This window comes from Pseudomonas sp. R1-6, assembly GCF_051132115.1.
In the GTDB taxonomy this organism is placed as follows: Bacteria; Pseudomonadota; Gammaproteobacteria; order Pseudomonadales; family Pseudomonadaceae; genus Aquipseudomonas.
This window is the reverse complement of the sequence record NZ_CP071662.1, coordinates 4207689-4224773: the sequence shown is the minus strand read 5'-3', so window position 1 is coordinate 4224773 and position 17085 is coordinate 4207689. Positions and strand designations below refer to the sequence as shown.

The window sequence follows — 17085 nt, the reverse complement described above, 5'->3', positions numbered from 1 at the left end:
ACGCTGTCCCGTGCCTGATGACACTCACTTTCCCGGCGGTACCCGAGTGGTCCGGAGCCGGGTGTATACTCGACTTTCGCGCTAAACGCGCCTATAGGTCTTGCGAACATGACGCAGATTTCCGAACGCCTTCTGGTCCAGGCTCACCTCGATGCCAAGCAGCCCAAGCCGCTGTCCGCCGAGCAAGAGGCCTGGTACCGCGCCGCCATTGCCGCCGAGCTCAAGGCTCAGGACGCAGTGCTGGTTGCGCATTTCTACTGTGACCCGGTCATTCAGGCCCTGGCCGAGGAGACTGGGGGCTGTGTCTCCGACTCCCTGGAAATGGCCCGCTTTGGCAACGCCCATCCGGCCAAGACCGTGGTGGTGGCCGGGGTCAAGTTCATGGGCGAGACCGCCAAGATCCTCAACCCAGAAAAACGCGTGCTGATGCCGACTCTGGAAGCCACTTGCTCCCTCGATCTGGGTTGCCCAGTGGATGAATTCTCGGCGTTCTGCGACCAGCATCCGGAGCGCACCGTGGTGGTGTATGCCAACACTTCGGCGGCCGTGAAGGCCCGTGCGGACTGGGTGGTGACGTCCAGCTGTGCCCTGGAAATCGTCGAGAGCCTGATGGACAACGGTGAGACGATCATCTGGGGTCCGGACAAGCACTTGGGCACTTACATCCAGCGCAAGACCGGCGCCGACATGTTGCTCTGGGACGGCGCCTGCATCGTCCACGAAGAGTTCAAGTCCAAGCAGTTGGAAGATATGAAGGCGCTGTACCCGGACGCCGCCATCCTGGTGCACCCGGAGTCACCGACGTCGGTGATCGAACTGGCGGATGCCGTGGGTTCCACCAGCCAGTTGATTGCCGCCGCCCAGAGCTTGCCGAACAAGACGCTGATCGTCGCCACCGACCGCGGCATTTTCTACAAAATGCAGCAGCTGTGCCCGGACAAGGTCTTCATCGAAGCCCCTACCGCCGGCAACGGCGCGGCATGCCGCAGTTGCGCGCACTGCCCATGGATGGCGATGAACACGCTGGAGCGCACGCTTCAGGCGCTCAAGGAAGGCAGCAACGAAATATTCGTCGACCCGGCATTGATCCCCCAGGCGATTCGCCCGCTCAAGCGCATGCTGGACTTCACCCAGGCGGCGCGAATGAAGTTGGCGGGTAATGCCTGACGCTGAACAGATTTGAGGCCTGCCAGGCTTTTTGTGGCGAGGGAGCTTGCTCCCGCTGGGCTGCGAAGCAGCCCCAAACGAGACACTGCGGGGTTATTCAGTCATACCGCATTGGCTGGATTACGACTGCTGCGCAGCCGAGCGGGAGCAAGCTCCCTCGCCACGGGGTTTGTGTGCGTTCCTATTTGCTCTTCTTCGGGACCCGCACCAACTGCGTATCCGAATAGATGTCATGCCAGCTGCGCTTGCGCTTGTCGAACAGCGCCCAGATGAAGCCCAGCCCCACCAGCAGCAATGACGCAATCGATACCACGAATCGCAACAACGCCTGCCACAGGCTGATGGCCGTGCCATCGGCGTTCTGTACGCGAATGCACCAGACCTGCATGCCCAGGGTCTGGCCGTTGTGGGTCCAGAACTTGGCGAAGAAGCCGAACAGCACGAACAGCAACACCGTGGACAGCAGCGGATCGCCATCCAGCGCGCCGGCGTCGGTAAGGGCACGCATCTTTTCTTCGCCGATGATCATCATCTGGATCATCTTGTACACGCCACCGGTGACGATCAGCAGCGCCGTGCACAGCAAAAAATCATAGAACATCGCGGCCAGGCGACGGCCCAGGCCGGCGGGAGGGAAGTCACCCTGTGGGGTGAGCAGGTGTTTCGACATGACGGCCTCGAACCAAAAAAGAAGCCATTTTACGGATTTACGCCCATAAAAAAGCCCCTGATATCAATCAGGGGCTTTTTAGTTTGCGAAAGCTTAGCCTTCGGCTTGAACCTCGTCAGCCTGCATGCCTTTCTGGCCTTGCACAGCAACGAAAGTGACTTTCTGGCCTTCTTTCAGGCTCTTGAAGCCGTTGCCCTGGATGGCGCGGAAGTGCACGAACAGATCCGGACCGCTTTCAGGAGTGATGAAACCAAAACCTTTTTCGTCGTTGAACCACTTGACGGTACCGCTCTGACGTTCAGCCATTTTCTTATTTCCTTGACGCTAAATTAATGACAGCCTCTTTCCAGACGAAAGAGTACTGGGGCTGGGTTGCAGGAAAGTAAGATGACGTCGAACGGGTTGTAGCTAACTTCTTAGGCTACTGCCCAGGTCACGATCCAAGCGACCCATGCAAACACAGTGACGAAACTCTACGCCAACTTCCAAGGAAAAAACAACCCCCCTGAAGGCCCCGGATTTGCTCAGCTTGCTGGCGTTTTAGATGTTTTGCGGGAGGGGGCTTATTCAAAAGGCTAGTCCGATAGTTCCGTAGCGTTATAAGCCCGGTTGAATATCACTACATGCACCTTTTTATGGCGGTTGCGTTACACATTAGTGCACGTATAACGAAACCGCGTTACTTATAGAAACAACCAATCAACCACGGTAGTAGCGCTGCGGAACGAATGGCATTTTGCTTACAAGCAAAGACACTTTTTTCCCACGCACAATGGCCCAGACCGGCGTGTCCAAGGCGACGAAGGCGCTGTCCAGATAACCCATCGCCAATGGACCGCCCAATGTCGGCCCGAACCCGCCGCTGCAAACCGTGCCGATGATCTCGCCGGCTTCGTTGACGATCTCCGCGCCTTCACGCACCGGTGTGCGTTCCTGGGGCAGCAGGCCGACACGTTTGCGCTTCACGCCTTGCTGTTGCTGGGCAAAAACAGTTTCCGCTCCGGGGAAGCCCCCGGCGCGCGCGCCATCGGCGCGGCGGACCTTGGATATCGCCCACAGCAGGCTGGCTTCAATGGGTGTGGTCTCGGTGTTCATATCGTGGCCGTAGAGGCACAGGCCCGCTTCCAGGCGCAGGGAATCACGGGCGCCAAGGCCGATGGCGGCGACTTCCGGTTCGGCCAGCAGGGCGCGGGCGAGTTTCTCCGCATCGGCGGCCGGCACGGAAATCTCGAAACCGTCTTCACCGGTGTAGCCCGAACGGCTGACAAAGCAATCCACGCCCAGCAGAGTGACGCGCTGGAACTGCATGAAGGTCATCTTCGCCACTTCCGGCGCCAGACGCGCGAGCACGGTCACGGCCGCTGGGCCTTGCAGCGCGAGCAGGGCGCGGGCTTCGAACAGCGGCTCGATGCTGCACTGACCGCCGATGTTCGCTTGCAGGTGGGCCAGGTCCTGATCCTTGCACGCCGCGTTGACCACCAAAAACAGCTCATCATTGCCCAGGTTCGCGACCATCAAATCGTCGAGGATGCCGCCGTTGTCGTTGGTGAACATGGCGTAACGCTGCATGCCCACGGGCAAGTCGATGATGTCCACCGGCACCAGCGTCTCCAGTGCCTTGGCCGCACCCGCGCCGGTCAGGCGGATCTGGCCCATGTGGGACACATCGAACAGCCCGGCCTGATCCCGGGTGTGCTGGTGTTCTTTCATCACGCCCAAGGGGTATTGCACCGGCATGTCGTAGCCGGCGAATGGCACCATGCGGGCGCCGAGTTCGAGGTGCAGCGCGTGCAGCGGGGTTTTCAACAGTTGTTCGGTGGACATATCAGCTCCTGGAAAATGAAAGGGGCACGCATCAGCATTCGATGATGTTGACCGCCAGACCGCCGCGGGCGGTCTCCTTGTATTTGCTTTTCATGTCGGCGCCGGTCTGGCGCATGGTGCGGATGACTTTGTCGAGGGAGACGAAGTGATGACCATCGCCGCGCATGGCCATGCGCACCGCATTGATGGCCTTTACCGAGCCCATGGCATTGCGTTCGATGCAGGGCACCTGGACGAGGCCACCGATGGGGTCGCAGGTCAGGCCGAGGTTGTGTTCCATGCCGATCTCGGCGGCGTTCTCCACTTGTTGCACGGTACCGCCCAGCACTTCGCAAAGCGCACCGGCGGCCATGGAGCAGGCCACGCCAACTTCACCCTGGCAGCCGACTTCAGCACCGGAGATGGAGGCGTTTTCCTTGTAGAGGATGCCGATGGCGGCGGCGGTCAGCAGGAATCGCACCACGCCATCTTCGTTGGCCCCGGGAATGAAGCGCATGTAGTAGTGGAGCACGGCCGGAATGATGCCCGCCGCACCGTTGGTGGGCGCGGTGACGACACGGCCGCCGAAGGCGTTTTCTTCGTTGACGGCCAAGGCATACAGGTTGACCCAGTCCAGCACGGACAGCGGATCGCGCAAGGCCGCTTCAGGGTTCTTGCACAACTGGCGATGCAACGCCGCAGCCCGGCGCTTGACCTTGAGGCCGCCCGGCAAGATCCCCTCGTTGCGACAGCCCGCCGCCACGCAATCCTGCATGACCTGCCAGATCTTCAGCAGGCCGGCGCGGGTCTCGGCTTCGGGGCGCCAGGCGCTTTCGTTGGTCAGCATGACCTGGCTGATGGACAGACCGTAGGTGGTGCAGTGGGCCAGCAGATCTTTTGCGCTCTTGAACGGGAAGGTCAGGGGCGTGGCATCTTCGACGATACGGTCGGCGCCGGCGGCGTCTTCATCCACGACGAAGCCGCCGCCCACCGAATAGTACTCGCGGCTGCGCACTTGCAGGCCGGCGGCGTCGAAGGCGCGGAAGATCATGCCGTTGGGGTGGTAGGCCAACGGTTTGCGGATCATCGCCAGGTGCAGTTTTTCATTGAATTCGATGGTGTGCTCGCCGAGCAGGTTCAGGCGACCGCTGCTGCGGATCTCCTGGAGCCGGGCGGTCACTGTTTCGGTGTCCACGGTGTCCGGATGCTCGCCTTCCAGGCCCAGCAGCACGGCCTTGTCACTGCCGTGGCCCTTGCCGGTGGCACCGAGCGAGCCGTACAGCTCGACTTTGACGCTGGCAGTGGTATTGAGCAACTCATCACGACGCAACCCTTCGACGAAACGGGCCGCGGCACGCATCGGACCGACCGTGTGGGAGCTGGAAGGACCGATGCCGATCTTGAACAGGTCGAACACGCTTAACGACATGGTGTTTCTCCGGTTTCTTTTTATGGGATCGACGGTTTACAAGATTTGAAAACAGATTCCCTGTGGGAGCGAGCCTGCTCGCGAAGGCGGCGTGTCAGTTGACATCTGATTGGCTGACATATCGCCTTCGCGAGCAAGCTCGCTCCCACAGGGGGAGATTCGGAGGGCGGATGGACCGCCCTCCACTTACCTCAAGCGTAGCTTTCGATCGACGGGCAGGCGCAGACCAGGTTGCGGTCGCCGAACACGTTGTCGACCCGACCGACTGGCGGCCAGTATTTGCCTTCGATCAACGACGCCACCGGGTACACCGCCTGCTCACGGCTGTAGGGGTGAGTCCAGTCGCCGACGAGTTCCGCCGCGGTGTGCGGGGCGTTCTTCAGCGGGTTGTCGTCTTTGTCGAGGCTGCCGTTTTCCACCGCGCGGATTTCTTCGCGGATGCAGATCATGGCGTCGCAGAAGCGGTCCAGCTCTTCCTTGGATTCGCTTTCGGTCGGCTCGATCATCAACGTGCCGGCCACCGGGAACGACATGGTCGGGGCGTGGAAACCGAAGTCGATCAGGCGCTTGGCCACGTCATCGACACTGATGCCGCTGCTGTCCTTGAGCGGGCGCAGGTCGAGGATGCATTCGTGGGCCACCAGGCCGTTGCTGCCGGAGTAGAGCACCGGATAATGCTCTTCCAGGCGACGGGCGATGTAGTTGGCGTTGAGAATCGCCAGCTGCGAAGCGCGCTTGAGGCCCGCGCCGCCCATCATGCGGATGTACATCCAGGTGATCGGCAGGATGCTCGCACTGCCGAACGGCGCCGCGCACACCGCGCCTTCCTTGCGTTCCATGTTGGCGTGGCCCGGCAGGAACGGCGCCAGGTGCGACTTGACGCCAATCGGGCCGACGCCCGGGCCGCCACCGCCGTGGGGAATGCAGAAGGTCTTGTGCAGGTTCAGGTGCGAGACGTCGCCGCCGAATTTGCCCGGGGCGCAGAGGCCGACCATCGCGTTCATGTTGGCGCCGTCGATGTACACCTGGCCGCCGTTGTCATGAATGATGCCGCAAATCTCGCGGATGCCTTCCTCGAACACGCCGTGGGTGGACGGGTAGGTGATCATCAGCGCGGCGAGGTGCTCGCGGTGCTCGATGGCCTTGGCCCGCAGGTCTTCGATGTCGACGTTGCCACGGGCATCGCAGGCGGTCACGACCACGCGCATGCCGGCCATGTTGGCGGTGGCCGGGTTGGTGCCGTGGGCCGAAGACGGGATCAGGCAGATGTCGCGACGGTCTTCGCCAAGGCTCTGGTGATAGGCGCGGATCGCCAGCAGGCCGGCGTATTCACCCTGGGAACCGGCGTTGGGTTGCAGCGACACCGCGTCATAGCCGGTGGCGGCGCAGAGCATGGCTTCGAGCTCGTCGGTCAGTTGCTGATAGCCGGCGCTTTGCTCGGCCGGGGCGAACGGGTGCAGGGCGCCGAACTCTGCCCAGGTCACCGGGATCATTTCGCTGGCGGCGTTGAGTTTCATGGTGCAGGAACCCAGCGGGATCATGGTGCGATCCAGCGCCAGGTCCTTGTCGGCGAGCTTGCGCAGGTAGCGCATCAGCTCGGTTTCGGAGTGGTAGCGGTTGAACACCGGGTGGCTGAGGATCGCCGATTGGCGCACCAGCTCGGCCGGGATGCGGCTTTGCATGCTGGTAGCCAGTGCGGTGAAGTCCGGCAGAGGCTTGCCGTCGGCCAACAGGCTCCACAGTGCTTCGATGTCAGCCTGGTTGGTGGTTTCGTCCAGGGACAGGCCCAGGCGTTCGGCGTCCACTGCACGCAGGTTGATGCGCTGGGCGCGGGCCTTGTCGTGCAGCGCGGCGGTTTGCGCGCCAGTGTGCAGCGTCAGGGTGTCGAAGAAGCTTTCTTGCTCGACTTTCAGACCCAGCGCGCCCAGCCCCTTAGCAAGGATCACGGTCAGGTGATGGATGCGGTTGGCAATTTGCACCAGGCCCTTGGGACCGTGGTACACAGCGTACATGCTGGCGATGTTGGCGAGCAGAACCTGGGCGGTGCAGATGTTGCTGGTGGCTTTCTCGCGGCGGATGTGTTGCTCGCGGGTCTGCATCGCCAGGCGCAGGGCCGGCTTGCCGAAACGGTCCACGGAAACGCCGACCAGCCGGCCCGGCATGTCGCGCTTGAACGCATCCTTGGTGGAGAAAAAGGCCGCGTGCGGACCGCCGAAACCCAGGGGAACGCCGAAGCGCTGGGCGCTGCCGATGGCAACGTCGGCACCGAACTCGCCCGGAGGGGTCAGCAGGGTCAGGGCCAGCAGGTCGGCGGCCACGGCCACCAGGGCATTGGCGGCGTGGAAGCGTTCGGTCAGCTCGCGGTAGTCGAACAGGTCGCCATTGCTGGCCGGGTACTGCAAGAGTGCGCCGAAGAAGCTGCTGACGTCGCTCAGTTCGCGCTCGTCGCCCACGACCACGTCGATGCCCAGGGGCTCGGCACGGGTGCGCAGCACGTCGAGGGTCTGCGGGTGGCTGTGCACGGAGGCGAAGAACGCATTGCTGCCCTTGTTCTTGCTCAAGCGCTTGCAGAAGGTCATGGCTTCGGCGGCGGCGGTGGCTTCGTCCAGCAGGGAGGCGTTGGCGATCGGCAGGCCGGTGAGGTCGCTGATCAAGGTCTGGAAGTTCAGCAGTGCTTCGAGACGGCCCTGGGAGATTTCCGGCTGGTAAGGGGTGTAGGCGGTGTACCAGGCCGGATTTTCCAGCAGGTTGCGCAGGATCGGTGCCGGCGTATGGCAGTTGTAGTAGCCCTGGCCGATGTAGGTCTTGAACAGTTGGTTCTTGCCGGCGATGGCCTTGATCGAGGCCAGTGCATCGGCTTCGCTCTGGCCGTCGTCCATGTCCAGGACGCTGGTGCCCTTGATGCTTTCCGGGATGACGCTGGCGCTCAGGGCTTCCAGGGAGTCGTAGCCCAGGCGTTCGAGCATGGCTTGCTCGTCGCCTGCACGCGGGCCGATGTGGCGGGCGATGAATTCGTTGGCGGTGCCGAGATTAACGGTCATGGTGCGCTCCTCAGGCTTCGGCGTTGGCTTTGATCAGGCGGTCGTAGGCGTCTTGATCCAACAGCTTAGCCACTGCATCGGCGTCGGTCGGTTTAAAACGGAAGAACCAGCCTTCGCCCATCGGATCTTCGTTGACCAGCTCCGGGCTGTCGCCGAGTGCTTCATTCACTTCCAGCACTTCACCATCCAGTGGCATGTACACGCCGCTGGCGGCCTTGACGGATTCCACGGTGGAGGCCTCGTCGCCTTTGGCGTAGGCCTGCAATTCAGGCAGTTGCACAAAAACCACGTCGCCCAACGCGTTCTGCGCGAAAGCGGTAATGCCTACGGTGACGCTGCCGTCGGCTTCGGCGCGCAGCCATTCGTGATCTTCAGTGAAACGCAACTCGCTCATGGAAACTCCTGGGGCCAGACTCGTCTGGTGGACGCGAAGAAAGGCGCGGGGCTTGGCCCGGCCGAATGGTTAAACCCTTAGCAAGAACGTGGCCAATGTTTAAAAGTCTTTGTTTATCAATGCATTGGATGGTTTTTCAGCGCGCTCGCTATTACAAGCTGTAGCGAAAACGCTACAGCTAGGCGCCTGGAAAAAATCGTTGCGGGATCAAAGCCTTGCGCAGAGCAGGTCAGCGCGGGGTGTAGCGATATCGTTCCGCTGTAGCGCTTTCAGTACAGATGGAGGTCGTTTGTGACTAACTTTCAAATACGCCTCAGACCAATGTGGGAGCGAGCCTGCTCGCGAAAGCAGTTTTTCAGTCAATGATGATGTTGGCTGATATACCGCTTTCGCGAGCAGGCTCGCTCCCACAGGTAGCCGAGTAAAGCTACGGCTTCCCGGAAATCCCGTACTTGCGCAACCGATGGGCAATTGCGGTATGGGAGGTCTGCAGTCGGCTGGCGAGCTGGCGAGTAGAAGGGTAATTGGCGTAGAGGCTTTCGAGCAGGTGCTTCTCGAAGCTTTCCACCGCCTGCTCCAGGCTTTCGACTTCGACGTCGCCCTGACGCGCCACGGAGGTGCCGGCGATGTCCAGGTCGCCGATATCCACGAGGCTGCTTTCGCAGATGGCGGCGGCGCGGAAGATCACGTTCTGCAATTGCCGCACGTTGCCCGGCCAGCGGTTGCCCAGCAAGGCCGGGTAAGTGCCAGGGGCCAGGCGGCAGACCGGGCGCTGGATCTGCGCGCAGGCCTGCTGCATGAAATACCGCGCCAGCAGCAGGATGTCCTGGCCGCGTTCACGCAGCGGCGGGACTTCGACATTGAGCACGTTCAAGCGATAGAACAAGTCTTCGCGGAACGAGCCTTCGTTGACCATTTTCTCCAGGTTACGGTGGGTCGCGCTGAGAATCCGCACGTTGACCTTGATTTCCCGGTCGCCGCCGACCCGGCGGAAGCTGCCATCGTTCAGGAAACGCAGCAGCTTGGCTTGCAAGTACGGCGACATTTCGCCGATTTCATCGAGGAATACCGTGCCCTGGTTCGCCAGCTCCATCAGCCCGGGCTTGCCGCCCCGTTGCGCGCCAGTGAAGGCGCCCGGGGCGTAGCCGAACAGTTCACTTTCGGCCAGGTTTTCTGGCAGTGCCGCACAGTTGAGGGCCAGGAACGGTGCGCTGTGTCGGGCACTGATGGCGTGGCAGGCGCGGGCCACCAGTTCCTTGCCGGTGCCCGTCTCGCCTTGGATCAGCAGCGGTGCATCTAGGGCCGCGACCCGTTGGGCGCGGGCCTTGAGGGTGCGAATCGCCGGGGATTCGCCCAGCAGCGCGTCGAAGCCTTCGGCGTGATCGTGGTGCAGCGCCGACAGGCGTTCGCCGATACGGTTGGGCTGATAAAGCGTCAGCAGCGCCCCGGCATCGGTGATGGGCGTGGCATCGAGGAGCAGCGTCTGGCCGTTGACGGTGATTTCCCGCAGCGGCAAGCGAAAGCCGTTTTCCAACAGCGCATCCAGCAGCGCCGCGTCATCGAACAGCTCCGCGACGCTTTCCCCGGCCGGTTCGCGACCGTACAGGGCGATCAGCGCCGGGTTGGCGAGCAACACCTTGCCGGCGCTGTCCAGGGCGAGCACCGGGTCGGTCATGGCGGCGAGCAAGGCATCGAGCTGCAAGTGCCGGCGCTGGCCCGGCAGGATGTCCACCACCGTGACCGCCTGCACGCCGCGCACGCTGAACAGCGCCTCGCGCAACTCATCCAGCACCTGTGGGCTGAGAGTCGGGGCATCGATGTAGACGTTGGGCGGGACCATTTCCACCGCATCCAGGTTGAGATTGCGCCCGCCAAGCAAGGCCAGGACTTCCTGGGTGATGCCGACGCGGTCGATGAAACTGACGTGGATACGCATGGGGCGGCTTTGGGTTCTGGAATGCGGAGGGTGGCAAGTATGCCTTGGGGCGGGCTAATGGTGAAATCCTGGCGCAAGGCTTAAGGCTGTACAGAGATCCCTTGTGGGAGCGAGCTTGCTCGCGATGGCTGAGTGTCAGCCACCCTTTTATTGACTGATACACCGCTATCGCGAGCAAGCTCGCTCCCACAAAGGTTCCCGCAGAGGTAGCTACAACCCCACATCCCATTCAGGTGTTTCGGGAAACCTGAGCACCAGAAAATCCAGCAGGCTGCGCAACGCCGAGGGCATGTGCTTGCGTGAGGTATACACCGCATACATGTTCATCCGGCGCGGTTCGGCGTGGGGCAGCAGGCGCACCAGTTCGCCGTTCTGGATATGAGGGCCGGCCTGGTAGCTGGGCAGCATCGCCACACCGGCGCCGGCTATCGTTGCCTGGAGCAAGGTGCTGGCTTCGTTGGCGCTGATGTTGCCCTGCACCGGCACCGACAGCTGTTCGCCGTCCTGCTCGAAATGCCAGAGGCTTTTGCCTACGTAGGAATGGGTCAGGCAGTTGTGCTGGCTCAGGTCTTCCACCCGTTGCGGTGTCGAATGTTCGCGCAGGTAGCGGGGGGAGGCGCAGATGACCGAACGGCAGACCGTGAGACGCCGGGCGATCAGGTTCGGATCGAGATCGTTGCTCATGCGGATCGCCAGGTCGATGCGTTCGTCCACCAGGTTGACGGTGCGATCGAGCATTTGCAGGTCAACGCTCACGCCCGGGTAGCGCTGGACGTATTCGGCCATCGCACTCGCCAATTGCGACTGGCCGAACGAGGGGCTGGCGCTGATGCGCAGCATGCCCCGTGGCGCGTCTTCGGGCGTGCTGACGGCCGCTTGCATGTCGCCGCACAGCTCCAGCATCTGCCGACAGCGGGGCAGGGTCTCCGTGCCTGCGGCCGTCAGGCTCAGCTTGCGCGTGGTGCGGTGCATCAGCCGGGCACCGACCCAATCTTCCAGCTCCGCCAGATAGCGCGATACCACCGGCCGCGACAGGTCCAGGTGCTCGGCCGCCGCCGACTGGCTGCCCAGGTCCACCACGGTGACGAACACTCGCATTGCTTGTAGACGATCCATGATCTGCCCGATTTTAGAAACAAACTATGTCCCAGCATCGCATTTTTTGTACTGAGTCTGGCAACTAAGCTCCGTCCATTCCCTTGCGGGCCATTGCACAACGGAGCACCTCATGACCGGTTTCACTCTTCTAAAACGCTTGTCGCTGGCGGCCGCAGCGCTGGCCATCACGGCCCAGGCCTGGGCCGCCGACTTGACGCTCGACGTCTACAACCCCGGCGCGGCGGCGATTTTTCCGGTGACTTCGGTATTGGTCAGCGGTGAAAAAGAGGCAATCCTGGTGGACGCCCAATTTGGCAAAACCCAGGCCGAGCAGGTCGTGGAAAAAATCCGCGCCAGTGGCAAGCGGTTGACCACGATCTACATCAGCCACGGCGACCCCGACTACTATTTTGGCCTGCAAACCCTGGTAGGCGCTTTCCCGGAAGCCAAAGTCCTCGCATCCGCGCCAACCGTGGAGCACATCAAGGCCACTGCCGATGGCAAGTTGAAATATTGGGGGCCGATCCTGAAGACCGACGCGCCGTCCAAGACGCTGGTGCCCCAAGTGCTCAAGGGCGACAGCTTGACGCTGGAAGGCAAGCGCTTGCAGGTCATCGGCCTTGACGGCCCTCAGCCGGACCGCAGTTTCGTGTGGATTCCGTCGATCAAGGCGGTGGTGGGAGGTGTGGTGGTGGCGGAGAACATTCACGTCTGGATGGCCGATACCCAGACGCCGCAATCCCACCAGGATTGGCTGGCGACGCTGGATAACATGCAAAAGCTGCAACCGACCACCGTGATCCCCGGCCATTACCTGGGCGAAAGCGCTCGTTCCCTGGCGCCAGTGCGCTTCACCGCCGATTACATCAAGGCCTTCGACGAAGAAACCGCCAAGGCCAAGAATTCCGCCGCACTGATCGCCGCCATGAAACTACGCTATCCACAGCTGGGGGAGGACAGTTCCCTGGAGCTGAGCGCCAAGGTGGCGAAGGGCGAAATGAGGTGGTGAAACCCGAACTTTGATCTGGACGCTTTTGTGGCGAGGGAGCTTGCTCCCGCTCGGCTGCGAAGCAGTCGCAAAAATACTGGGTCTGCTGCGCAGCCCAGCGGGAGCAAGCTCCCTCGCCACGAACGTGTTCATGGTTCTAGAACGCGTTGAAGTAATCACTACGAATAACCATAGGAGAATCCCATGAGCACCATCGCAATCATCGGCGCTACAGGTCGGGCCGGCAGCCAACTGCTGGAAGAAGCCTTGCGCCGTGGTCACAGCGTGACGGCCATTGCCCGCAACACCGGAAAAATCGGCACACGGGCGGGAGTGGTCAGCAAGCAGTTGGACGTACTGGACAGCGAGGCACTGACCGCAGCGGTAGCAGGCCACGACGTAGTCATCAGTGCCGCGCATTTCGCCACGGTGCCGGCCGACAAGGTTGTCGCACCGGTGAAGGCCGCCGGAGTCAAGCGCCTGCTGGTTGTGGGCGGTGCCGGTTCGTTGTTGTTGCCGGATAACAGCCGCGTGATTGACAGCAAAGGCTTCCCGGAGGAATACCTGGCCGAAGCCACGGCCGGAGCGTTGTTCCTGGACGTGCTGGGAAAGGAGCAGGACCTCGATTGGACCTTCCTTTCGCCCTCGGCGGAGTTCGTCGAAACCGAACGCACCGGCCAGTTCCGCGTCGGCAAGGATCACTTGCTGTTCGATAACGCCGGGCGCAGTTGGATCGGCTTCGCCGACTACGCCATTGCGATGATCGATGAGGTCCAGGCGCCGCAGTTTTCGCGGACGCGGTTCACCGTCGGCTATTGAGCCATCGATCCGTGCAGCGAATCAGCCGTGGATCCTCACCCAGACACTGACCAGCACCGTCGCCGCCATCAACCAGGCGACGGCAGCCACGGCCAATGACGCTTCGAGGCGCATCCGGTCGACCGTCACGTACAGCGTCGCGAGATAGACGAAATACGGAATGATCGACCACATGCCGAACACGATGGTGGTCTTCAGGTCATCCACCGAGCGGCCCTTGCCGACGATATAGTGGGCAATCAGCGCAAAGGTCGGAAACAGCGGCACCAGCCCGGCAATGTAATAGTTCTTGGTCTTGGCGAGCATCGCCAGGATGACGACAACGGCTGCGCCGAGCGCGGCCTTGAAAATAAGATCCACAGGTTCATGTCCCAGGTCAGTGGCTCAAGCCATATTTTTTGACTTTGTCGAAGAGCGTGGTCTTGGCCATGCCCAGTTCCTGGCTGGCCTGGGTCAGGTTGCCGCCGCTGCGTTGCAACGCATCCACCAGCAGGTTGCGCTCGAAGGCTTCAACCGCTTCGGCGAAGGCCAGGCCTTGGCTACCGGTGCTGGTGCCGGCTTTCTTGAACGCCGGCAAGCCCAGGGCGTAACGTTCGGCGACGTTGCGCAGCTCGCGCACGTTGCCCGGCCAATCGTGGCTCATCAGGTTCGACAGAGTGTGGTTGTCCAGCTCCGGCACGGTACGGTCGAAGCGCAGGGACGATTGCTGGAGAAAATGTTCGAACAGTTGCAGGATGTCTTCGCGCCGCTCCCGCAGGGGCGGCAGCTCCAGCGTCACCACATTGAGGCGGTAATACAGGTCGCTGCGGAACTGCCCGGTCCGACCCATTTCGTCCAGGTCGGACTTGGTGGCGGCAATCACTCGACAATCCACGGCCACGCTCTGGTTCGACCCCAGGCGTTCGAGGGTGCGTTCCTGCAACACGCGCAATAGCTTGATCTGCAAGGGCAGGGGCATGCTCTCCACTTCATCGAGAAACAGCGTGCCGCCATCGGCGTGCTCGATTTTGCCGATCCGGCGCTTACCCGCGCCAGTGAAAGCGTTGGCCTCGTGGCCGAAAATCTCGCTTTCAAACAGGTTCTCCGGCAGGCCACCGCAGTTCAGCGCGACGAACTGCTTGTCGTGGCGCCGGCTGAAATCATGCAGGCAACGGGCGACCAATTCCTTGCCGGTGCCGGTTTCGCCTTCGATCAACACGTTGGCTGAGGTGTCGGCGACGTTGGCGATCAGCTCGCGCAGGTGCTGCATGGCCGGCGAGCGGCCGATGATGCGGCCTTCCAGGGAATCACGCTCGGCCAGTTGCCTACGCAGCGAAGAAACTTCCCGGGCCAGGCTGCGCTGTTCCAGGGCGCGGCGTGCAACGTCCACCAGGCGCTCGGGGGAGAACGGTTTTTCCATGAAATCGTAGGCGCCTTTCTGCATCGCGCCAACGGCCATGGAAATATCGCCGTGGCCGGTGATCAACACCACCGGCAGGCTGCGGTCCCGGGCCTTGAGACGGGTCAGCAGTTCCAGGCCGTCGATGCCCGGCAGGCGGATGTCGCTGATGACGATGCCGGCAAAATCTTCGCCGACCCGCTCAAGGGCCTCTTCGGCGCTGCCCACGCCAATGCAGGGAATATCTTCCAGGCTCAAGGCCTGCTGGCAGCCCAGCAGGACGTGGGGGTCGTCTTCGACGATCAATACGCTCAGGTCGTTGTTCATAGCGGCTCGGCAGGTAAAAGGCTTACCAACGGTAAACTGAGGATAAACGTGGTGCCACCATCCTCCGGATGCTCGACTCCCAAATGTCCGCCGGCGGCGGCACATAGGCTTGCCGAAAGCGTCAAGCCAAGGCCCAGGCCTTGTTCGCCGGGTTTGGTGGTGAAGAACGGTTCGAACAGATGCTTGCGAGCCTCCGGGTCGATGCCGTGGCCATTATCCCGCACCCGCAGGCGATATTTGCCATCGCTGCCTTGGCCTTCGAGCCACAGCTTCGGCGCGGGTTGCAGCTGCATGGCGTCAAGGGCATTGCCGATCAGGTTCACCAGGATCTGTTCCAGGCGCGTCTGGTCGATCTGGACCTGAACGTCTTCGAATGCCGTGTGGATCTGGATGTCGAGTTTTTCAAGGCGCGCGCCCAGCAATTGCAGCGCGGCCCCGACAGCCTTGCCCAGGCTCGCCCGGCCCTTGTCGTCGCCGCGCCGGGCGAAGGCGCGCAGGCTGGCGGTGATCCGACCCATGCGATCGATCAGGTCGTTGATGGTCCTGAGGTTGGCGCTGGCGATATCCAGCTGGCCCCTTTCCAAAAAGCGCACGGTATTGCCCGACAGGGTGCGCAGGGCGGCCAAAGGCTGGTTGAGTTCATGGGCGATGCTGGTGGACATCTGGCCGATGGCCGCCAGCTTGCCGGCTTGCACCAGTTCGTCCTGGGCGCGCCGCAAGGTCTCTTCGGCCTGCCGTCGTTCGCGGATCTGGCCCTTGAGTCGTTCGTTGCTGGCCCGCAGGTCGGTGGTGCGTTCGGTAATCCGACGTTCGAGCTGATTGTTGGCCTCTTGCAACGCTTCGCGAGCGGCGAGGCGGGTGGCGATGACTTTGCGACGTTCGTTCCAGGCGATCAGCAGGAAAGCCACCAGGGCAAACGCCACGGCCACCAGGATGCCTTGGTTGATCGCTTGGCGGCGCAGGTCTTCGAGCGGGGTCAGTAACGTGAAATTCCACGGTGTGTCGCTCAGCGGCCGGGTCTGGGAAAGGTAGCTGGTGGCGCGCTGGTCAGCCGCGATTTCAGTGTTGGCGGGGAAAGTCAGCTTCTCCATGCCCTCGGCCAGCCGTTCCCGCGCCAGAGGGATCAGCTCGTTGAGCGGGAACCAGTAATACTGCAGGCTGCGGGCCAGGCGCTCCTTGGTTTCGTCGCTCAGCGGACGCACCGATTTGAGCCGCCGCGCCGGATCGCTGGAGAGGATGATGATGCCGTTCTCATCGCTGACGAAGGCTTCCAGGCGGGCCCGCTGCCAGCGCTCCTCCATGGCTTCGAGGCGGACCTTGACCACGGCCACGCCGATGATCTTGCCTTGTTGCTCCAGGCCATGGGCCAGGTAATAGCCGGGTTCGCCGCTGGTGCTGCCGATGCCATAGAAGCGCCCCGGCTGGCCGCGCACGGCGTTCTGGAAATAGGCGCGGAAAGACAAGTCTTCCCCCAGGTAGCTGTCGACGTCGCGCCAGTTGCTGGTGGCCATGACGCGGCCGGTGGTGTCCATGACGTAGATGGCCCGGCTGCGACTGCGCCGGTTCAGGCCCTCAAGGTATTCGTTGACGGTCTTGCGATGCTCGGGCGTCGGGTCGTCGAGCAATTTCGAGACGCTGGATTCAAGTTCCAGCAGGCTGGGCAAATAGGTGTATTTGCTGATTTCGCTCTCCACCGCGCGGGCGTGCAGCTCCAACTGGCGCTCGCCATTCTCGGCGAGGCCGCGAATGCCATAGTGCTCGCTGATCCAGAAGCCGAGGTAACCCAGGCCGATCATCAACGCAATGACCAGCGGCGGCAGGAACAGATGGCGGATCAGGCGGGGTTTCACGGCGAGTGATGGCGGCGCGGCGCGATAAAGAGTGGGGTCGCATTTCATCACAGAAGCCTTGGGTCAACCAGTGTGGCGGCGGTCGTCCTTCGAACGCGGTCCTGTGGCGAGGGAGCTTGCTCCCGCTCGGCTGCAAAGCAGCCGCAAAACGGTTCATGCGGTATGCCAGAGACATTGCATTTCCG

General features: G+C 62.1%; 14 protein-coding genes. 3 read left to right on the top strand and 11 right to left on the bottom strand.

Annotated features, from left to right (window positions below):
• Positions 1-108 precede the first annotated feature (108 nt).
• Positions 109-1167, top strand: a complete 1059-nt coding sequence (gene nadA / locus J3P81_RS19130) for a quinolinate synthase NadA (protein WP_420765249.1) — start codon at positions 109-111, stop codon at positions 1165-1167.
• A 181-nt stretch (positions 1168-1348) separates the two neighbouring features.
• On the opposite strand, the gene J3P81_RS19125 is transcribed toward nadA, so the two are convergent.
• The 8 genes from J3P81_RS19125 to J3P81_RS19090 all read right to left on the bottom strand — a co-directional run bounded on the left by J3P81_RS19125 (position 1349) and on the right by J3P81_RS19090 (position 11556).
• Positions 1349-1837: an RDD family protein gene (locus J3P81_RS19125; RefSeq protein ID WP_434560321.1), complete on the bottom strand. Its 489-nt coding sequence runs from the start codon at positions 1835-1837 to the stop codon at positions 1349-1351.
• 93 nt (positions 1838-1930) lie between these two features.
• A complete protein-coding gene (locus J3P81_RS19120; RefSeq protein ID WP_003365337.1) occupies positions 1931-2143 on the bottom strand; it encodes a cold-shock protein in 213 nt (70 codons plus the stop codon).
• 393 nt (positions 2144-2536) lie between these two features.
• Complete coding sequence (gene gcvT, locus J3P81_RS19115; protein ID WP_434560319.1) at positions 2537-3661, bottom strand: glycine cleavage system aminomethyltransferase GcvT; 1125 nt, start codon at positions 3659-3661, stop codon at positions 2537-2539.
• A gap of 31 nt (positions 3662-3692) precedes the next feature.
• Positions 3693-5069, bottom strand: coding sequence for an L-serine ammonia-lyase (locus J3P81_RS19110; protein ID WP_434560317.1), 1377 nt, complete (start codon positions 5067-5069; stop codon positions 3693-3695).
• A 191-nt stretch (positions 5070-5260) separates the two neighbouring features.
• Positions 5261-8110, bottom strand: a complete 2850-nt coding sequence (gene gcvP / locus J3P81_RS19105) for an aminomethyl-transferring glycine dehydrogenase (protein WP_434560315.1) — start codon at positions 8108-8110, stop codon at positions 5261-5263.
• Between the two features lie 10 nt (positions 8111-8120).
• Positions 8121-8504, bottom strand: a complete 384-nt coding sequence (gene gcvH, locus J3P81_RS19100) for a glycine cleavage system protein GcvH (protein ID WP_434560313.1) — start codon at positions 8502-8504, stop codon at positions 8121-8123.
• 427 nt (positions 8505-8931) lie between these two features.
• On the bottom strand, positions 8932-10440 hold the full coding sequence (locus J3P81_RS19095; protein WP_420765243.1) for a sigma-54-dependent transcriptional regulator: 1509 nt from the start codon (positions 10438-10440) through the stop codon (positions 8932-8934).
• A 210-nt stretch (positions 10441-10650) separates the two neighbouring features.
• Complete coding sequence (locus tag J3P81_RS19090) at positions 10651-11556, bottom strand: LysR family transcriptional regulator (protein ID WP_434560311.1); 906 nt, start codon at positions 11554-11556, stop codon at positions 10651-10653.
• A 112-nt stretch (positions 11557-11668) separates the two neighbouring features.
• On the opposite strand from J3P81_RS19090, the gene J3P81_RS19085 reads away from it, so the two are divergent.
• Together J3P81_RS19085 and J3P81_RS19080 are read left to right on the top strand one after the other, a co-directional pair.
• Positions 11669-12547, top strand: a complete 879-nt coding sequence (locus J3P81_RS19085; protein ID WP_434560309.1) for an MBL fold metallo-hydrolase — start codon at positions 11669-11671, stop codon at positions 12545-12547.
• A gap of 183 nt (positions 12548-12730) precedes the next feature.
• Positions 12731-13345, top strand: coding sequence for an NAD(P)-dependent oxidoreductase (locus J3P81_RS19080; protein WP_420765240.1), 615 nt, complete (start codon positions 12731-12733; stop codon positions 13343-13345).
• A gap of 21 nt (positions 13346-13366) precedes the next feature.
• Here the strand turns inward: J3P81_RS19080 and J3P81_RS19075 are convergent, their stop codons facing one another.
• Genes J3P81_RS19075 through J3P81_RS19065 form a run of 3 tightly spaced genes read right to left on the bottom strand, consistent with a single transcriptional unit; the run spans position 13367 to position 16948 of the window.
• Positions 13367-13696: a GlpM family protein gene (locus J3P81_RS19075; protein WP_434564140.1), complete on the bottom strand. Its 330-nt coding sequence runs from the start codon at positions 13694-13696 to the stop codon at positions 13367-13369.
• A gap of 25 nt (positions 13697-13721) precedes the next feature.
• Positions 13722-15002: a sigma-54-dependent transcriptional regulator gene (locus tag J3P81_RS19070; protein ID WP_434564139.1), complete on the bottom strand. Its 1281-nt coding sequence runs from the start codon at positions 15000-15002 to the stop codon at positions 13722-13724.
• Between the two features lie 44 nt (positions 15003-15046).
• Positions 15047-16948, bottom strand: a complete 1902-nt coding sequence (locus J3P81_RS19065) for a sensor histidine kinase (RefSeq protein WP_434560307.1) — start codon at positions 16946-16948, stop codon at positions 15047-15049.
• Positions 16949-17085: the final 137 nt, after the last annotated feature.